The sequence below is a fragment of the Domibacillus mangrovi genome, assembly GCF_001906925.1.
GTDB classification, from domain to species: domain Bacteria; phylum Bacillota; class Bacilli; order Bacillales; family Domibacillaceae; genus Domibacillus; species Domibacillus mangrovi.
This window is the reverse complement of record NZ_MRWQ01000010.1, coordinates 57,880-72,505: the sequence shown is the minus strand read 5'-3', so window position 1 is coordinate 72,505 and position 14,626 is coordinate 57,880. Positions and strand designations below refer to the sequence as shown.

12 protein-coding genes and 1 pseudogene are annotated in these 14,626 nt (G+C 39.0%); 10 read left to right on the top strand and 3 right to left on the bottom strand.

Annotation, left to right across the window (positions count from 1 at the left end):
• Positions 1–15: 15 nt before the first annotated feature.
• The 5 genes from BLL40_RS11850 (at position 16) to BLL40_RS11830 (ending at position 5,858) form a co-directional block, all read left to right on the top strand.
• Entirely contained in the window at positions 16–795 is a 780-nt protein-coding gene (locus BLL40_RS11850) for a putative hydro-lyase (protein ID WP_073712118.1), read from the top strand.
• Between the two features lie 104 nt (positions 796–899).
• Positions 900–1,658 carry an IclR family transcriptional regulator gene (locus BLL40_RS11845; RefSeq protein ID WP_073712117.1) on the top strand — a complete coding sequence of 253 codons (759 nt, stop codon included), beginning with the start codon at positions 900–902 and terminating at the stop codon, positions 1,656–1,658.
• Positions 1,659–1,678: 20 nt separating this feature from the next.
• A complete protein-coding gene (locus tag BLL40_RS11840; RefSeq protein WP_073712116.1) occupies positions 1,679–2,449 on the top strand; it encodes a LamB/YcsF family protein in 771 nt (256 codons plus the stop codon).
• Positions 2,446–3,663: an NRAMP family divalent metal transporter gene (locus BLL40_RS11835; RefSeq protein WP_073712115.1), complete on the top strand. Its 1,218-nt coding sequence runs from the start codon at positions 2,446–2,448 to the stop codon at positions 3,661–3,663. The genes BLL40_RS11840 and BLL40_RS11835 overlap by 4 nt, the downstream gene beginning before the upstream one ends.
• 458 nt (positions 3,664–4,121) lie before the next feature.
• The gene (locus tag BLL40_RS11830; RefSeq protein ID WP_073712114.1) at positions 4,122–5,858 is read left to right on the top strand and encodes a methyl-accepting chemotaxis protein; all 1,737 of its coding nucleotides are present in this window, start codon (positions 4,122–4,124) and stop codon (positions 5,856–5,858) included.
• A gap of 313 nt (positions 5,859–6,171) precedes the next feature.
• Here the strand turns inward: BLL40_RS11830 and BLL40_RS11825 are convergent, their stop codons facing one another.
• Both BLL40_RS11825 and BLL40_RS11820 read right to left on the bottom strand, forming a co-directional pair.
• Positions 6,172–6,747: a beta-class carbonic anhydrase gene (locus BLL40_RS11825; protein ID WP_073712113.1), complete on the bottom strand. Its 576-nt coding sequence runs from the start codon at positions 6,745–6,747 to the stop codon at positions 6,172–6,174.
• Positions 6,748–6,802: 55 nt separating this feature from the next.
• The gene (locus BLL40_RS11820; protein ID WP_073712112.1) at positions 6,803–7,123 is read right to left on the bottom strand and encodes a thioredoxin family protein; all 321 of its coding nucleotides are present in this window, start codon (positions 7,121–7,123) and stop codon (positions 6,803–6,805) included.
• Positions 7,124–7,201: 78 nt separating this feature from the next.
• Between BLL40_RS11820 and queF the strand changes: the two genes are divergently transcribed.
• Positions 7,202–7,699, top strand: a complete 498-nt coding sequence (queF, locus tag BLL40_RS11815) for a preQ(1) synthase (protein ID WP_073712111.1) — start codon at positions 7,202–7,204, stop codon at positions 7,697–7,699.
• Positions 7,700–7,896: 197 nt separating this feature from the next.
• On the opposite strand, the gene BLL40_RS11810 is transcribed toward queF, so the two are convergent.
• Positions 7,897–9,669: a PhoX family protein gene (locus tag BLL40_RS11810; RefSeq protein ID WP_073712110.1), complete on the bottom strand. Its 1,773-nt coding sequence runs from the start codon at positions 9,667–9,669 to the stop codon at positions 7,897–7,899.
• A gap of 418 nt (positions 9,670–10,087) precedes the next feature.
• On the opposite strand from BLL40_RS11810, the pseudogene BLL40_RS16995 reads away from it, so the two are divergent.
• The 4 genes and pseudogenes from BLL40_RS16995 to BLL40_RS11795 form a co-directional block, all read left to right on the top strand.
• Positions 10,088–10,224, top strand: a pseudogene (locus BLL40_RS16995) (preQ(1) synthase); the annotation flags it as partial.
• Between the two features lie 502 nt (positions 10,225–10,726).
• Entirely contained in the window at positions 10,727–11,380 is a 654-nt protein-coding gene (gene gerD, locus BLL40_RS11805) for a spore germination lipoprotein GerD (RefSeq protein ID WP_073712109.1), read from the top strand.
• A gap of 506 nt (positions 11,381–11,886) precedes the next feature.
• Entirely contained in the window at positions 11,887–12,417 is a 531-nt protein-coding gene (locus tag BLL40_RS11800; protein ID WP_216820187.1) for a DoxX family membrane protein, read from the top strand.
• Positions 12,418–12,533: 116 nt separating this feature from the next.
• Positions 12,534–14,615 carry a hypothetical protein gene (locus BLL40_RS11795; RefSeq protein ID WP_073712108.1) on the top strand — a complete coding sequence of 694 codons (2,082 nt, stop codon included), beginning with the start codon at positions 12,534–12,536 and terminating at the stop codon, positions 14,613–14,615.
• The last annotated feature ends 11 nt before the right edge of the window (positions 14,616–14,626 follow it).

Genomic DNA, 14,626 nt, shown 5'->3' with positions numbered 1-14,626 from the left:
ATGGGGAGGAAAAGAATGAAACAATCATTAGCAACGATTCGTCAGGATATACGGGATGGCAAATGGACGGAGCAAACTGCTGGTCTTGCCTCAGGTTATACACAAGCAAATCTTGTTATTTTACCGAAAGCACAGGCCTATGATTTTCTTTTATTTTGTCAGCGTAATCCAAAAGCGTGTCCGCTTCTTGAAGTGACGGATGTCGGATCTGCTGTACCAAAATTGACGGCTCCTGATGCTGACTTGCGCTTTGACGTACCCAAATATTGCATTTATCGTCAGGGAAAACTTATGGAGGAAGTCACAAATATTGAAGCATACTGGCAGGATGATTTCGTCGCCTTTTTAATCGGTTGCAGCTTCACGTTCGAGCACGCGTTAATGGATAACGGACTTAAGATTCGTCATATTGAAGAAGGACGTAACGTGCCAATGTATATAACGAATATAGCGTGTGAACCGAGTGGTGTTTTTCACGGCAATATGGTCGTAAGCATGCGTCCATTTCATGCGAAAGATGTTGTCCGTGCCGTCGAAGTAACATCGCGTTTTCCATCTGTCCATGGATCGCCGCTTCATATTGGACTACCGGAACAAATTGGTATTAATAACTTGTTAAAACCGGATTTTGGTGATGCTGTCATGGTAAAAGAAGGAGAGGTACCTGTATTTTGGGCATGTGGCGTCACACCGCAATCGATTGCCATGTCCAGCAAGCCAGAGCTTATGATTACCCATGCACCTGGACATATGTTTATTACTGACATGAAAGACAGTCATTACTCTGTTTTATAAGAGGTTCTTTAAGTAATTGTTGAGTGATCCCCAGTTTCAAATAATAAAAAGAAAATAGTTAGACTAATTATTCCGTATATCGGCATTGGGAGTAGGGTAATGGTATGAATAAAACGGTATTAAAGTCAATGGAAATTATTCGTTTGTTTTTTGATGAAGAGAGCTTAACGCTTCTGCAAATAATGAATAAAACGGATTTGCCAAAAACATCCGCTTATCGAATGGCGGAATCACTTTTAGAACTCGGTTTTTTGGAGAAAGACAAGAACGGCGCATACCGCCTCGGGTTGATTTTTCTGGTTCTGGGAAACCTTGTAGCGGAACGACTTGATATTCGTTCTATAACGCTTCCATACATGCAAAGGCTTCGTAAAGAGACAGGGGAAGCAGTCAATCTCGTCATTCGGGATGGAGAAGAAGCGGTCTACATCGAGAAAGTAGATACACAGGAAAGCGTTCGGGTGTTTACACAAATAGGTCGACGTGCACCTTTATATGGGGGGGCGTGTCCACGCGTCCTCCTCTCATTTATTGAACCTGAGGAACAAGAACAACTTCTTCAATCATTTGACATTGTACCTTACGCAAATGGAACGCCAAAGGATAAAGACGATGTACGCCGGTTGATTGAAGAAACGAGAAAAAAAGGTTGGTCAATTAGTCATTCGGAGCTAGAAAATTATTCATCGGCGATTGCTGCACCCATCTTTAATCATAAAGGAGATGTCGTCGCTGGTATTAGCTTGGTTGGTCCTGAAGTCCGCTTTAGAGACGAAGTGCACGTACAGGAAATGATTACGAAATTAACAGAAGCAGCCAAGCATATTTCAGCAGCAATTGGAGCAGACAAAAGCGAAAGCTGATGTGAGACAGGGAGAAAAAAATGAAAATAGATCTAAATTGTGATATGGGAGAAAGTTTTGGCGCATATAAGATAGGGCATGATGAAGAAATGATGCCTTTTATTACATCGGCAAACATTGCATGCGGTTTTCATGCGGGGGATCCGGATGTCATGAAACGCACTGTTCATCTCGCTGCGATCCAAGGCGTGGCCATTGGCGTTCATCCAGGTTTTTCAGATTTAATCGGGTTTGGCCGGCGCAATATGGCTTTATCCCCAGAAGAAATTTATTCAATGGTCTTGTATCAAATTGGCGCACTGACTGCTTTTGCGAAGGCGGAAGGTGCGGCTATTCATCATGTGAAACCTCACGGAGCTCTTTATAATATGGCTGCAACCCGTGCAGATTTGGCAGAAGCTATTGCATCTTCTGTTGTCGATGCAGATCCTTCTCTTATTTTATACGGGCTTGCGGGAAGTGAACTGATTAAAGCTGGGCAGAAAAAGGGATTGAAAACGGCTAATGAAGTATTTGCGGATAGAACCTATGTCCAGGACGGGACGTTAACGCCACGCCGCCTTCCAAACGCTTTATTAACGAACACTGAGGAGGCGGCTGCGCAAGTCGTTCGAATGGTAAAAGAAAAAAAAGTCCGAACAATAGACGGATCAGATATTGATATAGATGTGGAAACAGTTTGCATTCACGGAGACGGAGCGCATGCTTTGTCTTTTGCGCAAATAATTCGAACACGGCTTCTTGAAGAAGGTATTCGCATTACACCAATCGCAAAGGCGGAAACAGTATGAATAAAGAAAATAAGCTTCAGTCCCAAAATGAGAAATCAAATTGGAGTATATTGCTCGGTGCCGCATTTTTAATGGCAACATCTGCAATTGGACCAGGTTTTTTAACACAGACGACGGTCTTTACAGAACAGTTGGCTGCTAGTTTCGGTTTTGTTATTTTAGTGTCTATTTTACTTGATATTGGCGCTCAGACAAACATTTGGCGCATTTTGGTTGTTGCGGAGAAACGGGCTCAGGATATCGCAAATCTTGTATTTCCAGGTTTAGGCTATGTGATTGCCACGCTTATTGTTCTTGGCGGAATTGCGTTTAACATTGGTAACATTGGCGGAGCGGGACTCGGTGCTAATGTTGTTTTTGGCCTAGATCCAGTTACTGGCGCTGTCATCAGTGCAGTGATTGCCATAGCCATCTTCCTTGTAAAAGAGGCAGGTCTGCTGATGGATAAATTTACACAAGTAATGGGATTTGTGATGATTGCTTTAACAATTTATGTGGTTTTTAATGCACATCCGCCCGTTGGGGAAGCGGTTATCAAAACGTTTGCGCCTGATACGATTGATATGCTGGCAATTGTTACACTTGTCGGTGGTACAGTTGGCGGATATATTACATTCGCCGGAGGACATCGTCTGTTAGATGCAGGGATAAAAGGAATTGATGCTGTACCTCAAGTAACAAAAAGTTCAGTGTCTGCTATTGGTATCGCATCTATTATGCGTATTTTCCTATTCCTCGCAGCGCTTGGTGTTGTGGCACAGGGTTTGCCAATTGATCCGGAAAATCCGCCAGCATCTGTGTTTCAGCAGGCTGCAGGTGACATTGGTTACCGCCTATTTGGCGTTGTTATGTGGGCGGCGGCTATTACATCTGTTGTTGGAGCCGCTTACACATCCGTTTCGTTTATTCGTACCTTCCATCCATTAATCGAAAAATATCATAAATACATTATTGTTGGATTCATTTTACTGTCAACAGGAATTTTTACAACGATCGGTAAGCCGGTAAAGATGCTTATTCTTGCTGGAGCGTTAAATGGTCTCATCTTACCGATTGCACTCGGGGTCATGCTTGTGGCCGCACATAAAAAATCGATTATCGGATCGTATCGTCATCCTATCTGGATGACGGCTGCCGGTGTGTTTGTTGTGTTACTTATGGCTACAATGGGAGCATATACGTTAGTGAATCAATTGCCAACATTATTTGAATAAAATGAGAAGAGCGTCTGTCCAGATAATGGAACAGGCGCTCTTTTATCGTTCATAATAAAATGGTTTTCTTTCGATCGTTAAAGTTGCCTGCAAGGGAAGCATCGAGTGAAAGAACGACTACGGTATGGATATCAAACAAATTCCCGTTTGCTCCATTTGCGTGTTATAGCGTGTTTTCACAAAATCATACACTTACCTTAAACTTTTATCCTAATAAAATCAACGATATAAAACTATAGTTGGATATTTTACAGGGAATTCAAATAAAATTCACAATACAGTAATATTAACATGATAAAATGGGACTTATGAATCATATAGAAGTTTGAGCGTAGATGCATGTACTGATTGCCCAATCTAAGTGACATATTCAATGAGGAAATAATATGGGTATAAGTAGAGACTCTGTGTATCAGCTTTTTGTATAAAAGTGAAGAGGTAAAGGGGAATCGCTGATAATGGTGCTAAAAATTCGACATAAACTGATCATGATTTGTATGATCCTCTTAATTATTCCTAGTTCATTAATTGGATTTATAAGTTATCATCTTCAACAGGGGCCAATTGAGGATTTGGCTTCAGCAAGGTTAATTAGTAATGTGGAAATGGCGATGGCCATGATCGATATGCAACAGGAAAAAGTGAATAAAGGAGTTATTTCACTTGAAGATGCGCAAGAAGAAGTAAAAACCGCGCTGCTTGGCAAATTGCAGAAAGGTGGGACGAGACCCATTAATAAACATATTGACCTAGGTGAAAATGGGTATTTCATGGTTTTGGATTCAGATGGAACAGCACTGGCTCATCCTTATTTGGAAGGAGAAAATTTGATTGAAACAAAGGATCCAAATGGTGTTGCTCTTATAGCAGAAATGATTAAGAGTGGTAAAGGTGGCGGCGGCTTTACATACTATGACTGGCAGTTACCCGATGATGAGAATAAGATTGAAACGAAAGTGATGTATTCACAAAGTGAAGCAGACTGGGGCTGGACAGTTAGCGCTGGTTCGTATTTAAACGAGTATACAGGGAGCACAGATAAGGCTATTTATACAATTGCTGCTATGTTAGCCGGATTTATTGTCATCGGCACGATGATGATTATGGTGGTTTCAAAAAAGCTCAGTGCACCGATTGTAGAGGTAACAAAACAGGCAAAGCAAGTAGCTGAAGGTAATTTAAGAGTAGAACCGATCCTCGTGAAAACGAAAGACGAAGTAGGCGAACTAACGAATTCGTTTAATGAAATGACGGCAAATTTGCACAGCGCCATTCGGACGGTCTCTGATTCCGCACAGGACCTTGCCTCGATATCAGATGATATGGCAGCTTCGTCTCAAGAAGTGATGGCGGGTGTGAATTCTGTTTCGGAAAGTACAATCTTTTTGGCAGCTGATGCAGAGACTGGCAATCAGTCGGCTGTTGAAGCTTCTCAAGTATTGCTGGAGCTATCGTCATTAATTCAAATTGCGAAAGACAAAGCTAACTCTGCTGAAGTAAATTCGGATAAAACAGTAGAGGCGGCGATGGAAGGAAAACAAACCGTTTTTGACACGATCAGCCGGATGGGAGATATTAGAGAGAAAACGATAGAAACGGAAGAAATGATTGCAAATTTAAATCAGTATTCAAAAGAAATTGGTCTGATTACGGACACGATTACTGAAATTGCCGGACAGACGAATTTGCTAGCGCTGAACGCAGCTATTGAAGCAGCGCGCGCGGGTGAAGCAGGTAAGGGATTTGCAGTCGTTGCACAGGAAGTACGGAAGCTGGCCGAGCAGTCAAATGAGCGAGCGAATGAAGTATATGATCTTGTGAAGAAAGTGTCGAACAGCACAGAAAAAGCAGTAAACGCAACGCAGCAAAGCCGTGCTGAAGTGGAAAAAGGAGCCATCAGTGTGACGAGAGCAGGTGAAGCGCTTGAACACATTTTGCAGGCAGTTGATCATATGGTAAATGACGTGAAAGAAATTAACAAAATAACCGATTCTGAAGTGGCAACATCAGAAAAAATTATTGGTTTAATTCATTCGTTGTCGACGGTTATCGAACAAACGGCATCTAGTGCAGAGGAATTATCGGCCGCGATGCAACAGTCATCCACATCAATGGAAATGATTACAGCTGGATCAGGGGAAACGAGCGAGATGGCCAACAAATTAAAAGAAACAGCCACTCAATTTAAGGTGTAATGAAAAAAGGGTGGGATATGAATTTAGATGTGCAGATGAGAGGAAACGATATGAAAGAGACAGCCCCGAGTCGTTCGTTGACTCAGGGCTGTCTCTTTCAATTTAAGGAATCACGCGCAGTAAAATTCTCGGAAAAATGACAATCATACTGTTGTTTCCCATCTTTTAAGATAATGGTTTGGTCATGCGGTCGGTACGCTTAATCGTTTCGTCCATATCATGCGTGACGAATACAATCGTTTTGCCGATTGTCCTTTGTCCAGGGTAGCAAGATCCGGGCATGAATGAAGGAGGTATGAAAATGCGGAAGCCCTTAGAGGACTGCTGCGTTTTCATATCCATCAATAACGAGATCAAGTTTGCCTGTAGCCGGATCAATGACAAGACCGTGTACAGGAATATCGGGGACCATGAGCGGATGGGATTTCACCAAATTTACGCTATGTATCACACTTTCTTCTACACTGTCGAAGCCTTCGAGCCATTTATCAACATTAATACCTGCATGGCGGAGTGTATCAATGATTTCCTGTGTAACACCACGCTCTTTCATTGCTGCAAACATTGCATCGCTTGAAAGAGAGCTCATGCCGCAGTCGTGGTGTCCGATAATTAACACTTCATCTGCCTGTAGCTGGTAGACAGCAACGAGCAGGCTGCGCATAATAGAACCAAATGGATGATTGACGATGGCACCAGCGTTCCGAACAATTTTCACATCGCCATTTTTAAAATTCATTGCTTCTGTGACAAGCTCGACAAGGCGTGTATCCATGCATGTTAAAACAACGACGCGTTTATTCGGGAATTTCGTTGTTGTAAATTTTTCAAACTCCTTGTTTTCTACAAATGTTTCGTTAAATGATAAAATATCTTTTAATAATGTCATGAATCATTCCTCCTTTTCATCTAATTATTATTGTGAGTCATTTCATAATTTTTTGTCAAACTATTTTTAGTGCATTTGTGATGTTTTCTCTTAACATATCAATCGGGACAAAACGCGCCATCCGAAACCGTTCTTTTCCATAGATAAAAAAGAGGATGGCTGGAGCAGAGAAGACCATTAATTGACCGGTTATTTCAGGCGTTGCTGCTGTATTTGCGTGGATTACTGTAACAGCTGAGAATTCAGTCATTAAAGTTTCAACTTGAGGCAGAAGAGCATGGCACACCGAACATCTGGGACTAGATATATAAAGTAAAATCGCTTCGTTTGATGAAAGAACGTCTGAAAATTCCGCGTATGATGATATCATGTACATTATGATCGCTCCTTTTCCTCATTGTAAATGGTGTCTGTTATAATGAAAAGAAATTAACTTTTGAAGGAGGAGTCTATCATGGCTGGAAGAAGGGAAGACGAATTGAAAGACATTACATTGCTCGGCAATCAGGGCACAAAATATGTATTTGACTATGATGCATCTGTCCTTGAGACATTTGATAATAAGCATCAGAACCGTGACTATTTCGTGAAATTCAACTGTCCAGAATTTACATCGCTTTGTCCAATGACAGGGCAGCCAGATTTCGCGACTATTTACATTAGCTATATTCCTGACGTGAAAATGGTGGAAAGCAAAGCGTTAAAGCTTTATTTATTCAGTTTTCGCAACCACGGTGACTTTCATGAGGACTGCATGAACATTATTTTAAACGATCTCGTTGAATTGATGAATCCCCGCTACATTGAAGTATGGGGGAAATTTACCCCGCGTGGCGGCATATCCATTGACCCGTATACGAATTACGGGCGTCCGGGGACAAAATATGAGAAGATGGCGGATTACCGCATGATGAACCATGATCTGTATCCGGAGACGGTGGATAACAGGTAATTGGGCAGTGGCAGAAGTCTGGTCACACGAAATTGGCTGAAATTTGTATAACATTGTATTGAGAATGGGATTGTAAACATGAGGACATTACCTATAGTTATGTCCTTTGAGTAGTTAAACTTAATGTGAAAAAAGGAATCTTATCTAATTTGCTTAGATTAAATAAGATTCCATTTTGAAATGTCTATTTTAGCAAGTTATTTATTGTCTTTAAAATCTTTTCCGTTATTGCCGAGAGATGGCAGACCAGAAATATAACCTACGTTTCCTGGGTTTTGAGAAGCAGCCATTAGATAAGTAAAGCCATTTAAGTTATCAATTGCTTGGATACCTGTTACTTCTCCACCATCGGCAGCAGAAAGAATACGAGATAGTTTCTTAGTATCAATATTATAAGCCCAACCAAAGTTGTTAACGTGGTTGCCACTGTCCTCTGCAATAAATAAAGTTCTCATTTTTTCAGAGTATACAATGTTATCAGGGTTTGCAATTTTATCAACATGTGCTTTGTTACCATCAGCATCTTTTACAGCTAGGTCTTCTCCGAATAGTAGACCAGTCATTTCATCGGCTACATATTTACTGTTGATTTTATTTCCGTCACGATCCTTTTGATTTTCAGCTAAGTTCATTTCATAGATTCCACCAGCATTGATTTTAGGTAGACGAATATCATCTGTAGGATCATTAGGATTAGCTGTCATTCCACCGCTGATTGTAGACATTGTCATATATATTTTGTTATCCGCCTTATTTAATTCTACTGTCTCCATTTTGTTGAATTCAGCGGTTGCTCCTTGAAGGGCACCATAACGGCGAGATTCTAAGAAGGCTGCTGCTTTTTCCATGCCGGGTTTAACTTTTAACCATTCATCTCTTCCGGCTGCTTTGGTTCTTATAAATCCATTTGCTTCTGCGTATTCAGCATCTGTTGTCGTATCAAAAATATCGCTGAATTTAGTATTTTGAGCTAATACCTTAATTTCAGCATCAGTAGTATGACCCAATTTAATCCATTCTAATTTAGCAGAACCACCATTTTCTTCACCTGTTTGAATCCATTTTGCCGCATATAAAGTACCTGCTGATAAATCTTTCGCTTGATCAGCGACATACATAAATGCCATTGTGTAGCCACCATCATCACCAAAGTAAACCGTACGATTATCAGGTGCTACTTTTACATTTTCAATGGAAAGACGTCCCATACTATAGTGTTTTACTGCAGTAGCTTGTCCTTTTTCATCAATTGAAACTTCTGGAACATAGCCGTATTGATACGGATTACCGATTTTATTTGGATCTTGATAATAGTTACGTGCAAATGCAGTAACATCAGACTTTTCAGGATTTGCTTCATGAGCTCTTGCATCCGGCTCATATTCTTCACTACCTAAATGCGTATTCCAAGGAGATAAGGTACCAGCACAAGGAACCCAAATACCACCATCAGCTGAAAAATCAATTGGAGTCATATCTGTTACTGTTAATTCTCCAGTTTCTTTATTTTGTTCTACTGTATTTAACATCATTGTTTCCGACATGTTTCCATGTTCACTTTTTGGTAGGCTTTCAAAATGATTCACCATGTACAATTTTCCATGTACTTTTAAAAGAGTGTTGCTATCTGGTGCAGAAGAAATATAAGGTGTGCCATCAGCTTTTGTAATCATTTTTCCATATACATCGTAAGTAGCACCTGCAATTTTTCCGTTAATTACGTCACTAGGTGTAAACAGGGACTTATATTCAAGAGGCAAAGTTTCTTGAGTGCCATTTTTGTAAGTAACCTTAACTGATGCTTCGCTGTACATTTTTGAACGTTCATCATCGGTGTCAGGAGTAGCCATTCCAATAAACTCTACTTTTTCAACTGGAATGTTTTTACTAGGTTCAGCCAATACATTCGTAGCTGTTGGGAATAATACAGCTAAACTTAATAATGGTGCAACATATCTTACCTTATTCATTTTTCCTACCTCCGATTTTTGTTGAAATTTTAACTTCTCTTAAAGTATAGAAAACGAATGTAAAGTGATTATGATTAAAATGTAAATATTGGATAATAAATAAAAAATAGGTAATTAAGTCTATTTTCTTGGAGGAAAAGCTCATATATTTTGTGGTTTTAATGAAAAATGAGTGAATTTATGACTGATAGAATAGGATTATTGGATAAATTCATGAATTTATTTGAAATATATCATTCACTTATATTTACAAAATAAATGAATTTTTTCTAAAATACAGACTACTACCTAAAAAAGAAGTAGTCTCTTTGTTATTAAAATGTGTATATCAAAACTTTTTAGAGGAGAGGCGTTTTAAAAACACGACAAAGACAACTTAAAGCTGTGTACGTCAGCACCTTTCAGAATGCCAAGAGAGGGAAAATTCACCCCGCGTGGCGGCATATCCATTGACCCGTATACGAATTACGGGCGTCCAAGGACGAAGTATGAGAAGATGGCGGATTACCGCATGATGAACATGATCTGTATCCGGAGACGGTGGATAATCGGTAATTGGGTGTGGTCATATAAAATCGGCTCCGAATGTGACCATAGGAATATAAAATATCAAGTGTGTTGATTAGGGAATTATTGGAAATGTTTTTATCTCAATTCCTCAGCTTTTCTATAAAAATTTACTATTTGTATGAGGTTATTTTATTGATTGTAGCGGAGGGCTACTCGACTCCCGCGGGAAAGCGAGACAGGCGAGACCCTGCACGGAGCAACGCGGAGGAAGCGGCTCGACGCTCGCCCGCAGGAAAGCGAGTAGCCCGTAGCGGAAATCTGCTCCTTCTATTTTTAGGATAGGATAAAATTGGTTAATCAATACGTCTGATAAAATATAACAGGATGTGATTACAAACATCATGCGTAAGAAAAAGGTGTCTTAACAGGACATCTTTTTTTGTATCAATGATTTTTGCACCAGAACCAGCATTTTCCTCGAATAAATCCTCCTAACTAAATCAAAATAGAGATAGTAAATTGCAAATAGAAAGGAGCTTGGATTAACATGAAGAGATACTTGCTCCTCATGATTTTAACATTGTCAATAGTTAGTGTACTGATCTCTGGCTGTGCACCTAAAGAGGAATCCGCAGGTCAAATGAATTATGAAGAAACAAAGAAAATGGTTGTTGATATATTAAAAACAGATGATGGAAAAAAAGCACTTCAGGAAATAATGAAAGATAAAGAAGTTAAACAGGCCCTAGTCATGGACCAACAGGTTATAACAGAAACCATTCAAACAACTTTAACATCTGATCAAGGGAAGAAGTTTTGGAAAAAGGCCTTTGAGGATCCTAAATTTGCGGAAAGCTTTGCAAAAAGCATGAAAAAAGAGCACGAAAAAGTAATAAAAGGCTTAATGACAGATCCTGATTATCAAAAAATGCTGATAGGTGTTTTGCAAGATCCTGAAATGCAAAAATCGTTGCAAACCTCATTGAAAAGTCAAGAATTCAGGAAACACCTTCAAGATGTGATAACGGAGACATTATCTAGTCCTTTATATAAAGCAAAAATACAGGAGACTTTATTAAAAGCTGCTGAAGAGGCTGGACAGCAAGGTGGGCAATCTTCTGAGCAAGGGAACAGTAGTAGTCAAGGGTCAGGGGAATCAGGAGGATCAGGTGGCGGACAAGAACAAGGTGGTGGAAGCTAAAAATCCTTTGTCAATGGCTTCAAGGATTATACTTAACATATACATCCGTAATTTTTCAGTATGTTTAGCATCGCAAAGGCTTTTTGATACAGCTGGAATTGTAGGAAGGGGTTGTCTCAACAGTTTGCTTTTACTAACTGTCGAGACAGCCTTGTTTTATTTTTAATCATACCACCTTTCATACTAGACTATACTTGAGTCAATATTTTGAAGTTGTCATTTAAAAGGTTTTTCTAGAATACGATAGAAAAAATCCAAATACAAAGCCCAATAATATTTGCTACTAAAAAAGAAAAAATGAAGAGGTTTTTAAATAGATCCATGGTTCCCCCTATGCTGAAAAATATGTTTATAATGATAAAATTTAACTATTAAACTTATAATTATATCATAATTTTTAAATAAATTATATTGACAATGTTTATTCGTGCAGTATAAAATCAAAACAATAATGATAATCATTATCAATGTTAGCTATTCTTAATTGATTCATTGGAGGGATAAAAGTGAGCATCATAAGTAAAGAAGGGGTTTTGCGATTGTTGGTAACGGTCATGCGTATTCTTTTTGGGGTAGGATGGTTATTAGCAGGTGTAACGAAAATTAGTGAAAAACACTGGTTTAGTCAACCAGGAGTTTTCATAGAACATTATTTAATAACAGCAGTAGAAAAACCAAATGTTCCGGAATTTTACAAGTATTTTATTGAGAATACAGCATTAGATCATGTTCTATTCTTTAACTACACAATTCCTATTGTACAAATAATATTAGGAATATGTTTGATAGTTGGATTTATGATTATCCCTTCTGTCTTTACTTGTCTTTTTATGCATGTGAATTTTATTCTTTCAGGAAATATGAATTTAATTAGCTTACTCCTTTATACGAGTGCATTTGGAATATTACTTTTTATGAAACATAGTTATGTTTTTAGTTTAGACCGATATTTTGATATAGATCAAAAGCTTTCTTTTAAGAGAAAAAAGTTAGAAGGGCCTGTTACAGGAGAGAATATTATGGAAAATGTATCTTGACGAATAAAAAGTTTTTAGAGTCGTTTAAAAAGTAGCCGTTTATTCGCTGTCAATTAAGTTCGTTCTTAATGAAATTGAGATGATAGATAAAATTATTTTGTTGAAAGGATGTTAGTATGTACAAAAAACCATGGAAAACGATGTCGACGGTTGCTCTTGTAGCTACTTTAGTGCTCACTACTGGATGTACAAGTGAAAAATCATCTGAACAAGAGCAACAAGCAAGCAAGGAAGTAACAAATGCTTCTGTAAAAGTACCTGTGACCGATTATACGTTTGATACAGCAGGTAACATGTTCGCATATGCGGAATTTGAACTTTCAGGGGAACCGTTAGTAGAGGGACTAGGACTTGATTTAGATGTTCTTGATCCTAAAAAAATAGATTTCCCCACAAAATTTGATTATACAGCAGGAATTGAATCATATGAATATTCAGAGGAAGCGATGTATGAAGTTGTAGAAAAATCAGGATTAGGACTACATTTAATTAACGGTCCTGTTGTGAAGGAATTAGCAGAAAAGCAAGGGAAAGAATCACATGAATTATTAGGAGAGCGTTTTTATACATTAGCTGATGCAGTTGGCTATCCTCGTGAAGAGATTTTTAGAAATATGTTTCCGACCTTTATTGAATATGCAAAAGGTGATCCTCATTATATTCAAGAAGTAGATACTTCTAACTATGCGTCAGGAGAGGGAAATACATACGTTCCTCAATATCAAGTGAACTTTCAGTCGCTTCGATGGGATCGTAATAAAATGGATAAAGTATTAAATCCCGCAGCATATGGCGGAACATTTTTGAAACAGGCATTATGGGCTGGCGATTTTATGAGTGGTTTCCATACAGTTGATAGTGAAGAAGAACTAGAAGGTGAAACATCAACGGATGATCGTGATGAAAACATTGCGCTTGGTGTTAGCTCAGCTGACGGGATGCAGGGCGCTATTTTAGTGGAAGAAATGTGGAACAAATTAAATTACGTTCGCAATCATTTATTTTACAGTGTGAATGATAATGGATTGAGTGCTGCTAGCGTTGGAAGCCAGTATGATCCATCAAAAGGCTATGTTTATTTGCCTCATACAATCCAAGTAAAAGAAGATGAAAATTCAGAAGTTCCTAATGCTGAATCACTACAAGTAAAAGATGCGAGCAGCATGTTAACAGATCAATGGTTAATGCTTTGGCCATCATCTGAATTTTTCGGCATGACAGATCAGCGTCCAGAAAATAAAAATGTTGCACCATCATTCCAGGCACTGTTTGATAGTGATCCTTATCCTGCTGCTCCAAATGTAAATCTTGACACTAGAGCAGAAAACGATGTACTTGTAAATGATCCATACTCTGTTAACCGTGACGTACTGCTTCACGTGTTTAAAAATATTGATGCTATGCACTTTAATGAAGGAGAAGGTGCATTTGTAGCTGAACATAATGGGAAAGAACAAGGGAATTACGTAGATACGTTTAATGCAGGTTATACAATGGAATCCCTTCGCATTTTTCAACGTGCAATTGATGGTCTTCCCGTTGGCTATGCAAATGCAGAAGACGCTGAAGGGTTAAATACAGCTGAAGGAAAACGTGCAATTGAACTCATTAAAAAACAAGCAGATTTTATCATTGATAAGTTAATGACAGACTCCGGTTTAGTGGCAAAAGGCTACACATTCGGTAAAGGTGCAGATGAGGAAACAACTTTAAATGCACAGGTTGGAGCCGTTCGGGGTTTAACAGCAGCATATCTTGCAACAAAAGATGAAAAATACCGTCAGGCTGCCCGTACTGTTTATGAAGCAATGGATGAAACGCTTTGGGACAGTAAAGCAAAAGCATATGAAACGATGAAAGGCGAAATGAAATATGATCCTTTTACTGCCGGAGGAGTAGCTGCTGTTTTACGTGTCGCGATCCAGAACTTAAGCAATGTTGAAGGGGACGAGAAGCAGACAGAATCATTAGAAATGGAAACCATTATTTCACGCTATGTTGATTTTTATGAGACTGTCATAGATGGACCAGATCTTGAACAAGGAATGCAGGCAAGTGAATTTTGGGATACAGGTGATTTTTATATGGAGGGCGATGAGTCAGGGAACACAGATGGAGATCAAGTTCCGCAAACTCAAGCTGGACATGGTAAGTATGGCATTGCTCCTATTCTAGTACCTGTTGAAGTTAAAAAATAAAGATAAAGGGG

Coding starts and splice junctions, on each gene's coding strand:
- BLL40_RS11850 (WP_073712118.1), top strand. CDS start 16: ATGAAACAATCATTAGCAACGATTCGTCAGGATATACGGGATGGCAAA.
- BLL40_RS11845 (WP_073712117.1), top strand. CDS start 900: ATGAATAAAACGGTATTAAAGTCAATGGAAATTATTCGTTTGTTTTTT.
- BLL40_RS11840 (WP_073712116.1), top strand. CDS start 1,679: ATGAAAATAGATCTAAATTGTGATATGGGAGAAAGTTTTGGCGCATAT.
- BLL40_RS11835 (WP_073712115.1), top strand. CDS start 2,446: ATGAATAAAGAAAATAAGCTTCAGTCCCAAAATGAGAAATCAAATTGG.
- BLL40_RS11830 (WP_073712114.1), top strand. CDS start 4,122: ATGGTGCTAAAAATTCGACATAAACTGATCATGATTTGTATGATCCTC.
- BLL40_RS11825 (WP_073712113.1), bottom strand. CDS start 6,747: ATGACATTATTAAAAGATATTTTATCATTTAACGAAACATTTGTAGAA.
- BLL40_RS11820 (WP_073712112.1), bottom strand. CDS start 7,123: ATGTACATGATATCATCATACGCGGAATTTTCAGACGTTCTTTCATCA.
- queF (WP_073712111.1), top strand. CDS start 7,202: ATGGCTGGAAGAAGGGAAGACGAATTGAAAGACATTACATTGCTCGGC.
- BLL40_RS11810 (WP_073712110.1), bottom strand. CDS start 9,669: ATGAATAAGGTAAGATATGTTGCACCATTATTAAGTTTAGCTGTATTA.
- gerD (WP_073712109.1), top strand. CDS start 10,727: ATGAAGAGATACTTGCTCCTCATGATTTTAACATTGTCAATAGTTAGT.
- BLL40_RS11795 (WP_073712108.1), top strand. CDS start 12,534: ATGTACAAAAAACCATGGAAAACGATGTCGACGGTTGCTCTTGTAGCT.